Source organism: Leptospira sp. GIMC2001, assembly GCF_028462125.1.
Lineage (GTDB): Bacteria > Spirochaetota > Leptospiria > Leptospirales > Leptospiraceae.
In genome coordinates this window covers 383254-400224 of the sequence record NZ_CP115468.1, presented here as the reverse complement: position 1 = coordinate 400224, position 16971 = coordinate 383254, and the positions used below count along the sequence as shown (strand labels likewise).

The 16971-nt window shown below is 38.7% G+C and carries 9 protein-coding genes, 2 tRNA genes and 1 other RNA gene; 8 read left to right on the top strand and 4 right to left on the bottom strand.

The window, feature by feature from the left end; translation table 11 throughout:
• Window positions 1–4 precede the first annotated feature (4 nt).
• Both O4O04_RS03335 and O4O04_RS03330 read left to right on the top strand, forming a co-directional pair.
• Entirely contained in the window at window positions 5–2746 is a 2742-nt protein-coding gene (locus O4O04_RS03335; RefSeq protein WP_272534170.1) for a transglycosylase domain-containing protein, read from the top strand.
• Between the two features lie 10 nt (window positions 2747–2756).
• Window positions 2757–3734 (top strand): hypothetical protein, encoded by a 978-nt coding sequence (locus O4O04_RS03330; protein WP_272534168.1) that lies wholly within the window; start codon window positions 2757–2759, stop codon window positions 3732–3734.
• Between the two features lie 20 nt (window positions 3735–3754).
• Here the strand turns inward: O4O04_RS03330 and O4O04_RS03325 are convergent.
• Window positions 3755–3839, bottom strand: a tRNA-Tyr gene (locus O4O04_RS03325).
• A 64-nt stretch (window positions 3840–3903) separates the two neighbouring features.
• A tRNA-Thr gene (locus O4O04_RS03320) sits at window positions 3904–3978 on the bottom strand.
• Between the two features lie 84 nt (window positions 3979–4062).
• Here O4O04_RS03320 and O4O04_RS03315 point away from each other — a divergent pair.
• The 5 genes from O4O04_RS03315 (at window position 4063) to O4O04_RS03295 (ending at window position 13450) form a co-directional block, all read left to right on the top strand.
• Window positions 4063–4452 carry a DUF420 domain-containing protein gene (locus tag O4O04_RS03315; protein ID WP_272534167.1) on the top strand — a complete coding sequence of 130 codons (390 nt, stop codon included), beginning with the start codon at window positions 4063–4065 and terminating at the stop codon, window positions 4450–4452.
• Between the two features lie 12 nt (window positions 4453–4464).
• Window positions 4465–5283, top strand: a complete 819-nt coding sequence (locus O4O04_RS03310) for a transketolase (protein WP_272534166.1) — start codon at window positions 4465–4467, stop codon at window positions 5281–5283.
• Between the two features lie 31 nt (window positions 5284–5314).
• Window positions 5315–6199, top strand: a complete 885-nt coding sequence (locus O4O04_RS03305; RefSeq protein ID WP_272534165.1) for a transglutaminase-like domain-containing protein — start codon at window positions 5315–5317, stop codon at window positions 6197–6199.
• A 4-nt stretch (window positions 6200–6203) separates the two neighbouring features.
• Window positions 6204–7130: a polyprenyl synthetase family protein gene (locus O4O04_RS03300; RefSeq protein ID WP_272534164.1), complete on the top strand. Its 927-nt coding sequence runs from the start codon at window positions 6204–6206 to the stop codon at window positions 7128–7130.
• Between the two features lie 269 nt (window positions 7131–7399).
• Window positions 7400–13450 carry a LamG-like jellyroll fold domain-containing protein gene (locus O4O04_RS03295; protein ID WP_272534163.1) on the top strand — a complete coding sequence of 2017 codons (6051 nt, stop codon included), beginning with the start codon at window positions 7400–7402 and terminating at the stop codon, window positions 13448–13450.
• A 129-nt stretch (window positions 13451–13579) separates the two neighbouring features.
• Here O4O04_RS03295 and O4O04_RS03290 read toward each other — a convergent pair whose 3' ends face one another.
• Complete coding sequence (locus tag O4O04_RS03290; RefSeq protein ID WP_272534162.1) at window positions 13580–14707, bottom strand: SH3 domain-containing protein; 1128 nt, start codon at window positions 14705–14707, stop codon at window positions 13580–13582.
• A gap of 192 nt (window positions 14708–14899) precedes the next feature.
• On the opposite strand from O4O04_RS03290, the gene O4O04_RS03285 reads away from it, so the two are divergent.
• Window positions 14900–15721 carry a methylated-DNA--[protein]-cysteine S-methyltransferase gene (locus tag O4O04_RS03285; RefSeq protein WP_272534161.1) on the top strand — a complete coding sequence of 274 codons (822 nt, stop codon included), beginning with the start codon at window positions 14900–14902 and terminating at the stop codon, window positions 15719–15721.
• A gap of 823 nt (window positions 15722–16544) precedes the next feature.
• Here O4O04_RS03285 and ssrA read toward each other — a convergent pair.
• Window positions 16545–16896, bottom strand: a transfer-messenger RNA (tmRNA) gene (gene ssrA / locus O4O04_RS03280).
• Window positions 16897–16971: the final 75 nt, after the last annotated feature.

Below are 16971 nucleotides of genomic sequence, written 5' to 3'. Positions count from 1 at the left end.
CGCTATGGATACCAATGTCCAAACCAATCGATATGCCTGCCCAGCCTGCGGAGGTCTAACCAAATTACCGGAACCAATTCCGCAAGAAGGATTGTTCCGAATTTCTTGCGCGCTCTGCCATTCCAAAACTTTGATAAGATTCTCAAATGGGTTTTACAAAATTGAACAATCGCCAACAGATCGGTCGAATCTTACATCTCCGTCTCACTCAAGAAATTCTAATTCAGATTCATCCAATCAGGACAGCAGAACCAATTTCTTCAATAGGTTTACCAATCCCGAGCGACCGTTCTTAGAAAAAAAGAAAGTTGAAATCTTCAATAAGGAAGATAAATCAAGAAACAATTTCAAGAGCCTAAAAGAAAGAGTGAGCAAAAATGCTGCACAAGCTCCCTTCTTTGGAATTTTCGATAAGATCCAAAAATTCCTAACCGATATCCCCTATAAAATTAGATCTTTATGGAAAAATTCTCCACATGATGCAATCATTCAACAGAGAAACTACTCCAATTCATCTTCCACCAAACGAAAGCAAGGTTCTATTCTTAGAAAATTTTATTTTGTAGGGCTTTCTGGATTGATCATATGCGGGATACTTCTCGCCTACCTCGGTGCAGGTATATTGCAAACCAAATCGGAGTTGAATGAAATTTTGAATGGTCTATCCAAAGGTAAACCTACCAAAATTCTGGATCGCAATGGACAAGTTGTTTCAGAAATTTTCCAGAAAAGAATCAGCACCTTGAAAATCTCCGATTACCCAGAAAACCTTGTAACAGCATTATTGAATGTAGAAGATAGAAATTTCTACTCTCACGGAGGAATTGATTATTTCGCCATATTACGTGCTATGGCAACAAACATTATCCATCTTCGCTATAAACAAGGTGCCTCCACAATCACACAACAATTGGCAAGAATTCTGTTGGATGATCGAACCAAATCCTTAGGACGTAAATGGAAAGAATTAGAACTAGCCCTCGCTCTAGAAGCATATCTTACCAAAGACCAGATCCTAGAATACTATATGAACAATGTGTATCTTGGTCACGGTGCTTTTGGTTTTGGAGAAGCAATCAAGTTCTATTTTAATAAGAATCCAAGCGAATTGAATCGTGCAGAAGCAATTTTGCTTGCTACATTGCCATCGGCACCCAATCGCAATTCACCGCTTAAGAATCCACAGCTCTCTAAGACTCGATTGGATTATATACTTATCACATTTAAAAATCGCGGAATTTTAAAAGATATTCCACAGGATGAAGTTTCTTCTATCTATACAGTTTTCTCCATGAGATCACCTAACGAAACTGTGTACGGCAATCGGCAAGACTTAGCACCTTATGTAACAGAACATGTTCGGAGTTTATTGAAGCAACAAGGTGATGGCGTTGATATTTATGATCAAGGTGGTTATACAGTTGAGACAACCCTTCTCAAAGGTATACAAGAAGAAGTGGGGAAAATCGTTCACAACCATCTCCAGAAAATTCAGAAAAATGGACAAGTTCGAAGGACTCTGCTGAGCAAGAGAACAAAATCTGAACCCAAAGAAGTACTCGCAATTCGTAATCTCTTACAAGAAACATCTTTGGTCATGTCAATTACTTCGGCTTCGGAATGGATTGAAAACGAGTCAAGTACTGCTATTGGTTTACAAGCAGGAATCATCGCAGTTGATCCAGGGACAGGTGAGGTTCTTTTCATGCATGGTGGTGATGAATTTAAATCTCAGAACCAATTCAACCGTGCCATACAAATGCGAAGACAGACAGGATCTTCTATCAAACCAATACTCTACGCATCGGCGATCAATTCTGGCAAGATAACCAACGCAGATAAAATCATGGATGCGCCTTTGATATTTCGTGGTGCGAGTGGAATGCCGAACTGGATGCCTGATAACTTAGGTAAATCATACGAAGGCGAAATCAGCTTAAGAACTGCTTTGGTAAAATCCAAAAATACAGCAGCTGTCCAAATTGCTGAGAAATTGGGCTATTCACAGTTAGATCATTATTTTTCCCAATTTTTCTTTCCAGATTCTGCAGAGAAATCAAAAAGATTTCGAAATGATCTGTCTCTCGCCTTAGGTTCTTTAGAAATCTCTCCTCTGGAAATGGCTTCTGCATTCACATCCTTTGCTAATGAAGGTAAAGTGCTAAGGCCTTATCTGGTCAAGAGGATATTGAATCCCAATGGCAAAGTGATCTACAGTTATAAGAATCGCGATGAATTCGATCTCAAAGTTCCAGAAGAACGCTCCGTTATCAAACCAGATTCCGCAGAAGTAATTCTTTCTCTTCTAAAAGACAGCGGAAGAGCAAGTGGTGTCTATGGGTCTGGATATAAAGGCATAGTGGCTGGTAAAACTGGGACTACGAATGACTACAAAGATGCTTGGTTCGTAGGCCTCAGACCAAGCATAACACTCGCTATATGGATTGGATATGATAGTCCTAGATATGGTATGGGTTCAGGAGGATTGGGTGGAACGGTCGCAGCACCGCTTTGGGGCGAGATCATGAAAGCGGTAGATGCAGGAAGACATATAAAATCGGAACCTTTTCCTAAGCCTGTATTTGCAGTGAGTGCAAAAGTATGTTCGACTTCCAAAACAAGTTGCTCTGATTGCCTAGGCTCAGACCAAGAATGGTTCACCCAAGACAACACGCCAACACAAGATTGCGTCCAAAACAATTATTCGAGTGATTCCAAGAAAGAAGTATTGCAGGATTTGTTTTGAAAGAGTTTTTATGATTTTGTCAAAAGGAAAAAAATTTCCGATTCTGCTTTTGATTCTGATCGCGTTACCGGTATCTCGTTCTATTCAAGCTCAAGAATCTCTTCGCCTTTATGAGAAGGCTTATAAACTCGAAAAATCGTATCCAGTTTTCTCCATACCTATATATGAAGAATCACTTGCCAAAAATCCTGATCGAGATCTTAAAAGAATAATCGCTACTCGATTGTATTTTTTATATGGTAGAACAAATAAATATCCTGAGCTATTATCACATTACTCTCGTTATAGCGGATTTCTTGCCGTCGGCAAAGAACATGAAAAGAAAATTGGAGAATTGATAAGAGCCTATCAAATCAATTCTAATCAATTTTCTGCTGCATACACTCTAGCGGTTCATCCAACAAATGAGAAAATTTCAAATCTTCTCGAGCTATTGATCGAACAGTCCTCAGCATCACTCTTCCAATTTGTCTATAGCGTTTTGATGAATCGAGGCTATTTTGAAGAATTGAGAACATTGATGTTCTATCTTCCAGAATCAATCGCATCCCCGATCTTTCGAATTGGACTGCTCGTCAAATCAGGTGAAACTGAAACTCCTCAAGTTATAGAAAATTATCTAGAACGCGAATCTATCACTGACTCTGAAAAGTCTGATGCGTTTTATTTATATGGGCAATATTTACGAAGTACAAAAAGATTCGATGAATCTTTAGAATATTTTCGCAAGAGTCAGCAATTTGGTAACAAGGAAAGAGCGAATCGTGAATTGGGCAAAAGCCTTGTGGCAACTGGTCAAGTCAATGAAGCCTGTAAGTTGGGACCTTTTGCTAAGCGCGAAAATTCAGAGCAAGATTATCTATTGCACCTAATCTGTTCTAAAACCAAACCAACAGACAAGGAATTAAAAATTGCAATCGATCTACTTGGTGAGAAGGATAATACTGAGTTCTTTATGAATGCAGGTTATAGACTTTTCGGATACTGAGAAGCATTTGAGAATGAAAATGGTGGGCAGGGAAGGATTCGAACCTTCGAAGGCTGAGCCGGCAGATTTACAGTCTGATCCCGTTGACCGCTTGGGTACCTACCCATTTTTCATTTCAAATTCACATTCTACCGTTCTTGTAGGTCTCACAGGGAGATTCTAAAAAAAATGGAGCCGCCTGAGGGATTCGAACCTCCGACCAGCTGTTTACAAAACAGCTGCTCTACCACTGAGCTAAGGCGGCATGTATTACCAAGTTTTCAATTTAATTTCCATGGTCAATATAAAAATTTTTTGTAGCTCTGGAGCGATGGAAAAGCATTGGTTTATGAGTCTTTATTTAATACATTTTGGAATGACCTTATCTGTGATCTGTTTCGCTATTGGATATTATTTTCGAAAATCCGATAATAGAATTCATAGAATCTTCAATTCTATTGGAGTCCTTTTCAATCTATCAACTGCCGTATATTTGCTTGTCATGAAATATCTTATGGGTGGGATCGAAGAGAACGGAATCGTTCCCAATGTTGATCCTTGGATAATTTTGACTCATCGCATCTTTGCGGCAACTGCTCTCATAATGATGTTGGTTATGGCTTATACAGGAATGACAAGGAAAAGCGAAATTCACAAGAGGATTCATATTTTTTTTATACCACTCTACCTAGTGGTTTACATTTCAGGGCTTGTAATTTTTAAATACGTAGGGGAATAGAAAAAGGATTATATGGACGAAATCAAAAGCATTCAAGAATTTGCAAAGAATATCAGAATTCAGATTATCAAAATGGTGACGGCAGCAAAGTCCGGTCATCCCGGTGGACCGCTTGGTCTTGCCGATATATATGCAGTATTATATAAGAAAGTACTAAAGCATGATCCCAAGAATCCAAACTGGGAAGGAAGAGATCGATTGATCCTTTCAAACGGACATGTATGTGCAGTCCGTTATGCGGCGATGGGACTATCTGGATATTTCCCCGAAGAAGATCTATTAACATTTAGAAACATCAATTCGAGATTACAAGGACATCCATCAACTCGATATATGGAAGGATTAGAAAGTTCTAGCGGATCTCTAGGACAAGGATTGTCTGTATCGGTTGGTCTTGCACTTGGTGCTAGATTAAAAGGTGAGAAGCATAAGATCTATACTTGCATATCTGATGGAGAATGTGGAGAAGGAATGACTTGGGAAGCAGCTCAATCTGCTGTTCATTATAAAACAGACAACCTAATTGCTTTCATGGATAGAAATTTCATTCAGATTGATGGCAATACCGAAGAAGTGATGAGACTTGAACCTCTTGGTGAGAAGTTTAGAACTTTTGGTTGGAATGTTATTGATGCGAACGGACATAATGTTTCAGAAATCATTGAAGCATTTGAAAAAGCTGCTACACATAAAGGTTCACCAACACTTATTGTATTCAAAACTACATTAGGTAAAGGGGTTTCCTATATGGAGAACCAACCTAAATGGCATGGCACACCTCCATCCAAAGAACAAGAAGAAGAAGCACTAAAAGAATTAGTTCATTCTTGACCAAATTTGCATTCTATATTAATGTCAGAATATGAAGCCTTCTGACATTCAACCAATTCCTATAGAAGAGCTTGGTCATCTCTTCTATGAATTAGAATTTTCAGCCAAGGACAAAAAGCACGAAATACTTCGCAATATTTCCACTCTGGTTCCTTGGCAACATTCCATTCTAAGCGCAATTGATAATTTAAAAGATCCAATTCTAAGATCTAGCTCAAGAAATTATGCAAGATTGATTCAGACAGAACGCACTTATCATCGCTATATGCAAATTGCAAGCAGACCTTTATCCAGAAACTATGAAGATTTGGAAGAAGGAGTATTCCTCTTATCAGAATTAGGTGATCCCAACGCATCGTATCTTGAATTAAAAGAATATTTGGATCGGGTTGCGAATCGTATCGAAGATTTATTTAGGGAGAATCATTTAATTCTTTCTGATGAAGCTAAGGTTCAGATTCTGATTCGAGTTTTAGTCGAAGAAGAAGGATTGTCTGGAGACCAAGATCGATATGATTTGCCTGAGAATTCTTACTTAAGTCAAGTAATAAGAACAAAAATCGGAATCCCAATTTCGCTTTCCGTAATCTACATATTAGTTGGAAAAAGGTTAGGACTTCCGTTGTACGGGACGAATATGCCTTTTCATTTTTTGCTATTCTATGATTCGCCTGATTATACGACCTATATCGATCCATTCCATGGTGGAGTTCTCTTAGATCGCAATACTTGTGAGAAATTTCTTGAATCGCATGGGTTTGATCCTACTCAGAAATACTTTGCTCGAACGAGTACATCATCAATATTGAAAAGAATGTTTCGTAACTTAATTAATATCTATCGAAAAACGGGCTGGAAAGAGATGGAAGAATTGCTCTCAATATACCAGCAGGTACTAGATAAGAAAAGGTTTTAGTTCCTTGAACATCAGTTTAGCGATAAAAAAGGTGGATTCCACCTTAGATTCATTGATTCGCGAGGATCTAAAAATTCTTCGTGATGTCAAAAAACATGTTATTGAATCTGGCGGCAAAAGAATTCGCCCGCTAACTCATTTACTTTTATGTGATATATTAGAATATACGGGAAAAGAGCAATGGATAGTTGCGTCGATCACAGAATTGATTCACGCTGCAAGTCTTCTGCATGATGATGTTGTTGACCAAGCTGACACTAGACGTGGCAAAAAAACCGTTGGAGCATTGCATGGGAACAAAACTGCAATACTCGCAGGTGATTTTCTCCTAGCCTGTGGTATAGAAAGACTCAACAAACTGCGGAATCCATTATTGATGGATTCATTTACAGAAGTTATACGAGATCTTGCAGTAAGTGAGTTATTGCAAATGCAATGGGAGAAAAATCCCAAAATCACACTCCAAACCTATGAGCAGATCATTTATGGCAAGACTGCTTCCTTATTTGGAGCAGCCACTGAGTGCGTTGGTATTCTAAAAGGTTGGGATCGCAAAAAATCCAAATCTTTAAGAGAGTTTGGAATTACAATGGGAAGGATCTTCCAGAAGCGAGATGACTTATTAGATTATTTTACAGACTCCAAGACTAGTGGCAAAGTATTCTTAAAAGATTTCCATAATAAATTATATACATACCCAATCATTTTTCTTCGAGACAAAGCGTTGAGAAAAGACCGTGAACTAATTGTACAATCTATTAATGCAAGTAATGAGAAAAAGATTCTGGAACTATTGGAAGGTTATGAAGTAGAGAAACTGATTATGGAAGAAATTGAAAAAGACATAATGTATCTGATCCGTTATCTCGATCAATTTCCTGATTCCAAATCCAAATCTATCATGAAAGAGCAGCTCAATAAATTAATTTAAAATTAGCCAAAAGATTTCTTTACAGAATAATTCTTGTCTCTCACGTAAAAATTCAGTCCTAAGCGACCAGTATTAAAATATTTCTTTTATCTGTGGTCGATTATAAATCTTTGAAAAGTCTTAAAAATGGATTCTATAGGGTAAAACACCCTATGAAATAATTTATTTTAAGCGGTTTAATCCCATTAGTTTATAGATGTAGTCAATAAATTTACTTGATTTTTGGATTTGTACCTAGCATAATAAAATTGCGGGTATATTGTAGGAAAATGCAAAATTATAAAATCATAAAATTATTACTAGCTCTTAGCTTATTTTCATGCTCGCTTCCTTCTCTGCAGAAATCGGAATTAGAATCTTTGAGTTTTTTAAGATTTCTAGATAACCAACAAAATTACACAATCTCTTTCGAAGTATCTGGGCTTTTGGGTTCTGGGTTAGAAATTGAAAATAATTCTGAGTCAATCTCCGTTGACGAAAATGGAACATTTACTTTTGCAAATAGTTATTCCAAAAGTACATCCTACAATGTGATAGTAAAAACCCAACCTACATCTCCCCCGCAAAATTGTACAGTGGAGGGTGGTACGGGAACTATTATTAATGGCAATGTCACAAGTATTCAAGTTGTTTGCGGCGAGGGCTTACTTTCAATTTCTGGAATTGTAAATAATTTATTGGGTTCAGGATTGGAAATCTCCAATACAACAGCCGGAGTTACCGAGACTGTTTCCATAACTTCAACAAGCTTTGCCTTTCCTCCAATTCCCCAGAACTCATCATACCAACTTGCTATTGTCAGCCAACCAACTAATCCTTGGCAGACATGTTCAATCACAACTCCAGTCTCAACAACAGGGACATTGACGAATGCAGACCTTAGTATGGTCATAGATTGCGTAACGGATATAAATCCTCTTTCAGTTCAAGTAGTTGGAATTGGTGCACTCGGAACACTTGGCGTTGGTAATGAATTGCAGATCCAAGTGAATGGATCCGAAATCATTCAATTCACAGGTGATACAACACTTTCTTTTCCGACTAGTCTTGTCAGTGGATCTGCATATTCTTTATCTATCTTAAATGCTGGTGGTGTAATTACAACTGGATCTTGTTCAATACCTTCACCTAATGGAACCATTGCGGGACCAACCAATACTGTAATCGTAAACTGCACTGCAGGTTATTTAGCAGTGGGAACTGTGAGCATACCGGGAGGTACTCCGAGTAGTATTGTAGGAAGTGGTCTTGTTCTATCTCTGACAAATACAGGAGGAACGGCTTTTGCTACTCAAAACTTAAATATCAATGCCGGTGATACAACCTTTTCCTTTCCTGCTGCAATTCCTCCTGGCGCTCAATTCCAAGTAACGATCACAACTCAGCCATCTTCACCAATTCAAGCTTGTAACGTAACAGGTACTGGAACCGGTGCACCTATATTTGTTTCGGGAAATGTCAATGATCTATTGATTTCTTGCGCTCTACCTCTTCCAGAATTGATTACAGTAGCAGGAACTTTTAATAATCTTGTAAATGTCGCACTCAATGCTCCAGTAACTGGAGCTAACTTTCGTTATACTTTGGGAGACGGAACGGGCGCGCAAACTGATCCGACGTGTGCCTCGCCCGATACAACTACGACAACAATTCCAATAACAGAAGCAATCAATCATACCATCAAAGTTCGGCAATGTCGAGCAGGTTGGCCTCCTTCTGCGGTTGTCGCAAGTGGATCTTATAATCTAAAAGTTGCAGACCCATCACCTGTTGTTGCAACCGCAACGGGAATGGACGCTGGAGGAACAACAGGATTTACTACCACTACTACTGCGATTACTTGGTTTTGTCAGAACTCAGCTGATTCTCCAACAGCTCCAGTCGATCCCGTATGCGGAGCGACTCCCAATGTTTGCACGACAGGATCGAATGCTAACTTCACGCATGCGGGAATTGATAATAAACTCGTGAAAGTTCGTGCCTGTCGGGAAAATTTCACACAAAGTGATATTGTAAACTTATCCTATCCTGTTAACACATATACGATCGGTGGAACTATTTCGACATTGACGACACCATTTACTCTTAATAGCTTTGTCGTTCAAAATAATGCCGCAGATAATACGATATTATCAGCTAACGGTGGATATACTTTTGCGACAGCTGTTGCATCGGGAGTTGGTTATGCCGTGACAATACTGAGTTCGCCAACAAGTCCATGGCAGACTTGCGTCCTGAGTAATGATACAGGAACTGTTTCTAATGCGAACGTAACCAATGTCAATATTTCTTGTTCTGTAAACCAATACAATTTGTCAGGATCGATAAGTGGACCAAATGCAGGAAATCTACTTCCAGGTTCTTCAATAACAATTGATCCAGGTGCCGCAGTTGGCGCGCCCTTTGTTTTGAATTCTGGTGATCCTATACCAACCTTCAATGTAAATAGCGGAGTTGCTCTGGATTATACAATCACAGCTCAGCCCCAAGGACAACATTGTATATTTGTAAATCCTACGACGGTATCTGGAACTGTAGGGGGAGCGGACATCACTACCCTCGATATTAATTGTGTCGAAGGATATCATATAGGTGGAAGCAGAATCCAAAAAAATCCATCTCTAAAGTTCGATTACAGTGTCTACCAAGGAGAAATTGCTGATGGCCCTGGAAGCCCTGTACCTGGAACAGCTATAGGCGCAATAGGTGTTAGTCGGTTCAATACTCCACGTGGCATTACTTTTGACGGAACCTATTTCTATGTGATGGATAGACTTAATAATCGCATAGTTCGTATTAATCCAGCAGATGGATTTACAAATGTTTTCGCGGGATCGTTGACGAATGTCGGTGGCTGGGTTGACGATGTGGGAACTGCTGCGAGATTCAATGAACCTACGGGTGCTGTTACTGACGGAACCTATATCTACAATGCAGACCACCTAGGAGGGCATAGAATCAGAAGGACTCGAATATCGAGTGCTAATGTAATAACACTCGCAGGCGATACATCTAGTGGCTTCGCAGATGGTGTAGGAGCAATTGCGAGATTCAATAGCCCTTATGGATTGGCTCTACAAGATCATTATCTTTATATTGCCGATAGAGATAACCATCGTATCCGCCGCTTGAATTTGCGCAGCAATGAAGTTACCACATTTGCTGGATCTGGAACCGCAGGCACTCTTGATGCAATTGGAACTGCTGCCAACTTGAACACTCCTTACGATATCACTATTATTGGTAATTATATGTATGTAGCATGCAATGCTGGCAATAACATACGAAGAATTGATATGACGACGCAGGCAGTTACAACTGTTGCAGGAGATATTGCTGAGTCAGCTGGTCATATTGATGCGAACGGAACAGCCGCTAGACTGCGAGGTCCGCATGGTCTAGTTACGGACGGTTTTGATTTATATTTTGTTGAATTCAATACATCCCATTTGGTAAGAAGATTGGAAATAAGTTCGGGAAATGTCACTACAATCGTAGGAACCCCAACTTTATCGGGAGCGTCAAACGGAGTTGGTGCAAATGCAAGAATGGATCAACCTGCCATGATAGGCACTGATGGTCGCGCGCTCTATGTAAGCAGTAACCATTCCATACGAAAAATTTCCAATAATAAACTCAAGCATCGTTTTCCTTTTGCCGGGAATACTATAGATTACGATTCTCAAACTCCCAATCCTCCCGATGCAGTATGGGATGGAACACCCAGTTATTTCAACGGTAGATTTGGTGGAGCAAATGGATCGGCTTTTTTTGATGGAACCAATCGAATCACAGCCTCAGCTAACATCACTCCAGCTGTCGAAAATATTTCTGTGAGTTTATGGGTTCGTTGGGATGGAAATACTGGACCTGATGCCAATAATTTATTTTTCTATTTAGGCTCCTCAACTGTAGCCGATGGTTTTGGTTTGGCAATGGAAGGGACTGGTGCTGGAACTGATGCGAATAAACTAAGATTGATTGCAGGCGGAGTAGGAATTCGAACTTTAGGCTATCGAATGGTTCCAAACTTATGGACTCATCTAACGATCAAAAAGACTGTCTCTGCAACAAAATTCAAGATTTATGCGAATGGTAAATTAATTGGAACAGAAGATATTCTTCCCAATAATATAACAACCACTAACCTTATGATTGGCGGAAATCTTTCTAATGCAAATTATTTTAGAGGTGCCATAGCCGATCTAAGAATATATCAAAGATCGATCAACGAAGGAGAGGTCGCTGAGCTGTCTCGTGATGCATCGCCAGGCGGTGTCGGAACACCTTATAATAGTTTGGGCTCACCTGGACTAGTTGCTCATTATGATCTTGATACAGCGGGAATTGTAGACTCAGGACCAAATAGTTATGTCATATCGAATACAATTGGAACTCCAGGTTTCTCTTTTGGCAAAGATGGAATGGTTAACGGTGGCAGACGAACTAGAGCTGGAAGTTATAATTCACCGAACAATCCGCACGGTTTACCGTATGGAAAATCGCCAAGAACAATTTGTGTTTGGGTAAAACCTGAGCAACTTCCGACTTCAGACGGTCAAGCCCTTCCAGCTTTTCTCTACGGCTTCAATAACATGAATAATTCGTTCGGAATCGGAATGTCTAGAATTGCTGGAATTCAGCAAGTTGGAATTTTAACAGGTGTGAATGATTATACGGTCAATTATTCATTACCCCTTCATGTATGGACTCATCTATGTGGAACCTATGATGGAACTAATGTTACCATCTTCGCGGATGGTAGACAAATTGGAGCTACTCTTCCAGCAGCTGCTCTGAACACAGCAAATGGAGGAGTCGGATCCTTGCATTTAGGATCCTGGTTTGGATCGGATTATTATCCTGGCAAAATCGACGATGCGAGATTGTACAATCGCGTTCTTACTGTAAACCAAATTCGAAATCTCGCATCCCAGATTCCAGAAGGTCTTGTCGCTCGCTATGATTTACAAGGTGATCCAAATGATAGCAGTGGATTCAACTATCATCTAACACCATTTAACGGTCCAACTCTAAGTCAAGATCGAATGGGCAATCCCAATTCTGCCTATACATTCAATGGAACCAATCAGTTTATGCAAAATGTGAACACGAATCTTCCACTTCCCCAAGGACAAGATGCGAGGAGTATGTGTGTTTGGACACGTATAAACCAAGCATTGGCTACACCTACTTTAAAGATTGCGGCTGCGTATGGAACAAGTGCTACAGGAAATGCATTCATATTAGGTGCAAGTAACCTAACCGCAACACCTATAATGAGAGGTTGTGTTTTTGGAGCTGTTTGCAACCCAAATGTTCCAAACCCACTGTATACATGGTATCACATTTGCCAGACCGTAAATCCAACAGCTTCACCAACAGCCGTAAAACAATACTTTAATGGAAAACAAGTAGGGGCAGAAGATTCAACAAGCTATATCACATCAAATTCTCCTTTAACAATTGGAGCATTTAATAATAATTATGAATTCCCGGGTCAAATTGACGAAGTGACAATATACAATCGAGAATTGAGCGCAGATGAAGTAAGAGCATTATCTGGTTACAATCCGATTCAAGTTTCAACTTGGTCTGGAACACCAGCTGCCAGTTCCTTAAAAGCATATTTTCAAGCAGATAGCCTTAGTTATCTAGCAAACAATGACCTTGTAACCGATTGGCTAGACAATAGCGGAGTTGGCAACAATATCTCGCAAGGTACTGCAGCAAACCAGCCTAGTTTTGTCGCATCGGGAATAGGTGGCAAACCTACTATACGATTCGTGAAAGCAAACAATCACTGGCTAGAAAATGCTGCGGCAACCGGCGTAGTTGGAAATAGTTTTACTATGTTTGGAGTTTTTGCCAAGGAACTTGCTAATAGCGGTGGGCAAATTGTTTTCAGTATTGGTTCAACTTGTGGCAATGACAAAGCGTTTGGATATGATTGGAACGTAACTAATGATTTTTTCCTAGCAACCTATTGCGGGTTTGCACATTCACCAACGACTCGAATAGCGGCAATCAATGAACCAGTTATTTTCGCACATAGCCATGCTGATTCGATAAATAGATCTATTTTTATAAATGGTCTTCAAGAATACATAGATGTTGCTCCAATGCATACCTATAGTGGAAACTCCTATATGTCTATTGGTAGAAGAAATCAATCGGGGGGGAGCGAATATTTTGGTGGAATAGCTTCAGAAATAATCTATTTTGATGGTGCTTTAAGTGCGATAAATCGAAACATAATAGAATGTTATCTCTCATCCAAGTATGGAATTCCTTTAGATGCTGGTCTCAACTGTGATTGAATTCTACACTTGAATTTGGTACAATATTCTAATCTTAACATATAAATAAGCAATTCGGCTCAGAGTCAGGTGAATTGAGTCTTGTATATAAATATATCAATTCACATATATGTGTTATTAAAAAATCCGTCAAAAAGTTCCGCGATCAAATATTTCCTTAACTTCGCCTTGCAGTAAAAAATTATTTTTTCTTAGAGTATCATAATATTTAAATATAACTTCACCAATTTCTGTTGATTTATGTTTTTGTATAATCCATTCATAAGTTGTTTTATAATCATTTTCTAATTTTCTAGGATTAGAGTGCGAAAATGCAGGTGTATTATCTGAACCGAATAATAATGTCAATTTATAGATGTTAAAGTTCGACTGAATATTTTCTAAGAATACGAATCCAATAGATTTTTTCTTAAGACTTTCCCAGAATAATGCTCTCTCAGCAACTTTCCTTGGTGAAATAACAAGACCTGCGTCTTCCATAAAACCTTCTTGGATTTCTTTACTAGATTGAACTAGATACTCTCGCATAGTAGGACTAGCAGATTTCGAGAATAGTGAAACCATATAATCTTCATCTTCTCGGAGATATGCTGATCCTTCCGTAGAATCAGGTTTTATTCCACAGATCTTTAATTCTTTAAGTTTTTTATTTAGAAAATCTGGATAAGGCTTGGATTTATCCCATTGCCCACCTGCTGCCTGATCCAAAATGGAAAACTCTTGAGTATTTCCAAAATTATAGTGAGTTTCATCTATTACTTTCTGATAATATTCATACAAATAATAAATCAGATAATCTTTTTCAGGATTGGAAATATTTTTCATTCTTAAAATTATTTCCTTTTGGGCAAGCGCAAGATTACTACAATTATTCCCTTTGAGGTTAGATAGGAACCTTTTATAATCGATAACTAAGTCTGACTCTAAGTTAGATGATTCAATGAGAGCACCTAGAAATACCCAGCCTTCTAAGGAATTACTGGTTTTCACTTTTACCCAAGGAGCCTTAATTTTCTTTCCACGAATATCAACCTCAATCGATTCCTTGGACATTTCCCCTAAGCTCAATACGATTTCATTTTCTTTTATAGTTTGGAGAACTTTTCCGTTTATATCGGGAGTATTGCGTAAGCGCAAATTTTCAACTCCCACTCTGTATCGAACTTTGTCGGAGCTGAGAAGACTGCCATCGCCAAAAATCATCAAGAATATTAGCGATATGAAAAAGTATTTAAAATCGAAAAATTTGTTTTTCATAGAATTAACATCTTCCTATATTAAAGCAAGATATTTCCAACGTGGAAATCTTTGCTATACTTTTTAAAAAAATTCCATTTCCATAATCAATAGATATCAAAAAAAAGAATTACAGAATAGAAAAAATCTAATTTTGTTATAGAATAGCAAGAATCGGGTTGGGTTTATAGGGAATTTTGGTAGTATAAAAGAATGGATCATTATTCATTAATAAAAAAAGCTATCCACTATCTGGAAGATAACTATCAAAAAAATCCCAGTCTAGAAGAAATTTCCCAATACTTAGGATTGAGTCCAACTCATTTTCAAAAAGTTTTTACAGAATGGGCAGGAGTAAGTCCCAAGAAATTTCAACAATTTATCCATTTAGTCAGTGCGAAGAAAGTCCTGAAAGGAAATTCTACAACTTTACTGGATGCATCTGTTGACCTTGGTCTATCTGGAACATCTAGATTGCATGATCTCTTTGTTAGATGGGAAGGAATGACTCCTGGAGAATTCCAATCAGGAGGTTCGGGTCTAAGTATTTTTCATTCTGATTTTCCAAGTCTATTCGGTCATCTATTTATCGCATCAACTGATAAAGGTATCTGCTTCGCTCAGTTTACTGAGAATCCGAAAGAAGAGTTGGACAAGTTGACGAATCTTTATCCGCAGGCACGACTCAGAAACGAAAGAAATAGCCATATAATCAATGCTATGTCTTTTTTTGATAATCCAAAAAATACTTTACCAGAGATAAAAGTTCATCTGCGAGGAACTAGCTTCCAATTAAAAATCTGGGAAGCTCTTCTAAATATCCCCTTGGGAAAAACGACTCACTATGGAGAATTAGCAAAGTCTATTGGCAATCCACAAGCTAGCCGAGCAGTTGGAACTGCTATCGGAAAAAATCCCATCGCATTATTGATTCCTTGTCACCGAGTCATTCAAAGCTCTGGGAAGATCGGAGAATATCATTGGGGATCGGATCGCAAAACAATGATTTTAGGTTGGGAAGCAATTCAAGATTGAACATCTGCAATATAGATTTTAAGAATTTTATACCAAGCTTATTCTGGACTTAGAATCTCTAAGTCAACAGATTTATTGGAAATGGAAATGCAGTTCAGGTTTCGATCTAAAATCTATTTGGTCTCCAAATCCTGATTGTAAATTATCATAGATATTTCAGTGAGAATTTCTAATCGCTATAATCCTTAATCCAAAACTCAATTTTCTTGATGTCCGTCGCTTCTCGATGAATTTTTCTGCTCTTGAGAATCTTCTATGACAATGCTTGTATGAATTTTGTCATGGGATCTATTTATATACTGGTTAAATTTGTGATTAGTTCGGTTTTATGGAGGTTCGAAACAGATTACCTAAAAATTAAGATTGAATTGTAATTGTGCACTAAATTATTTCATTGTGTGTTGTAATCTGGTGAGAAGAACGGGGCTTAAGCCCTGCCCTTTCGATCGTTCGAATCCCAAACGTAGATTTAAAATGAAGTATAATCAATGTTATAGTAATTATGTGATTGATGAGTATGGAGACGCCGGGATTCGCTAAAGGGGGTCGTGCTTCCTGCACTCCCTCCACCCTTCAGATTATTCTGTTTGATTTGCGACAATATTTAATTTCGAACCCTCGCTTCGTCGAGTTGGATTTAGAAATCCAACACTCCTCACGCCTTTAGCCCGTCTCGAACGACAGCTTCGGATTTCCTATCCTCGCAATTAAATTTTGCTCTTTAGTCAGAGCAAAATTTAATTTCGTCGTTCGATCGTTCGAATCCCAAACGTACATTCAAAATGAAGTATAATCAATGTTATAGTAATTATGTGATTGATGAGTATGGAGACGCCGGGATTCGAACCCGGGTCCTATCATCCTCAAATGCAGCTTCTACACGCTTATGTCGTTTTGGATTGTCGGAGAGGTGGAACCAACGACCGTGGTATTCCTCCCTTATTCAGCTTCTAGTTCCCAAACTGCTATGCTGATCAAGGCTGGTTGGGATCCTTTGAGAGTTGCAGGTCTTAGTCCACCAAAGGAAACAGATCTAAAACCTGTAGACGCCTATTTAGGCAGCTAGTGCTAGTTCGTTATTAGCAGTTATTATAGTTGAAGGTTTTTAAGCGGGACCGTCACCCCTGCGTGCCACTACATCCAAGCCAACAACAGTCGAAACCAATGTCGTCCCCGATGTACTCTTTAGACTAAACTGTCGCTATTAAGTCATCCAGTATATAAAAAAATGATTGATTTATATGTTTTTT

Bases quoted from the DNA above. Each gene is read 5' to 3' on its own strand.
- O4O04_RS03335 (WP_272534170.1), top strand. From the start codon at position 5: ATGGATACCAATGTCCAAACCAATCGATATGCCTGCCCAGCCTGCGGA.
- O4O04_RS03330 (WP_272534168.1), top strand. From the start codon at position 2,757: ATGATTTTGTCAAAAGGAAAAAAATTTCCGATTCTGCTTTTGATTCTG.
- O4O04_RS03315 (WP_272534167.1), top strand. From the start codon at position 4,063: ATGAGTCTTTATTTAATACATTTTGGAATGACCTTATCTGTGATCTGT.
- O4O04_RS03310 (WP_272534166.1), top strand. From the start codon at position 4,465: ATGGACGAAATCAAAAGCATTCAAGAATTTGCAAAGAATATCAGAATT.
- O4O04_RS03305 (WP_272534165.1), top strand. From the start codon at position 5,315: ATGAAGCCTTCTGACATTCAACCAATTCCTATAGAAGAGCTTGGTCAT.
- O4O04_RS03295 (WP_272534163.1), top strand. From the start codon at position 7,400: ATGCAAAATTATAAAATCATAAAATTATTACTAGCTCTTAGCTTATTT.
- O4O04_RS03290 (WP_272534162.1), bottom strand. From the start codon at position 14,707: ATGAAAAACAAATTTTTCGATTTTAAATACTTTTTCATATCGCTAATA.
- O4O04_RS03285 (WP_272534161.1), top strand. From the start codon at position 14,900: ATGGATCATTATTCATTAATAAAAAAAGCTATCCACTATCTGGAAGAT.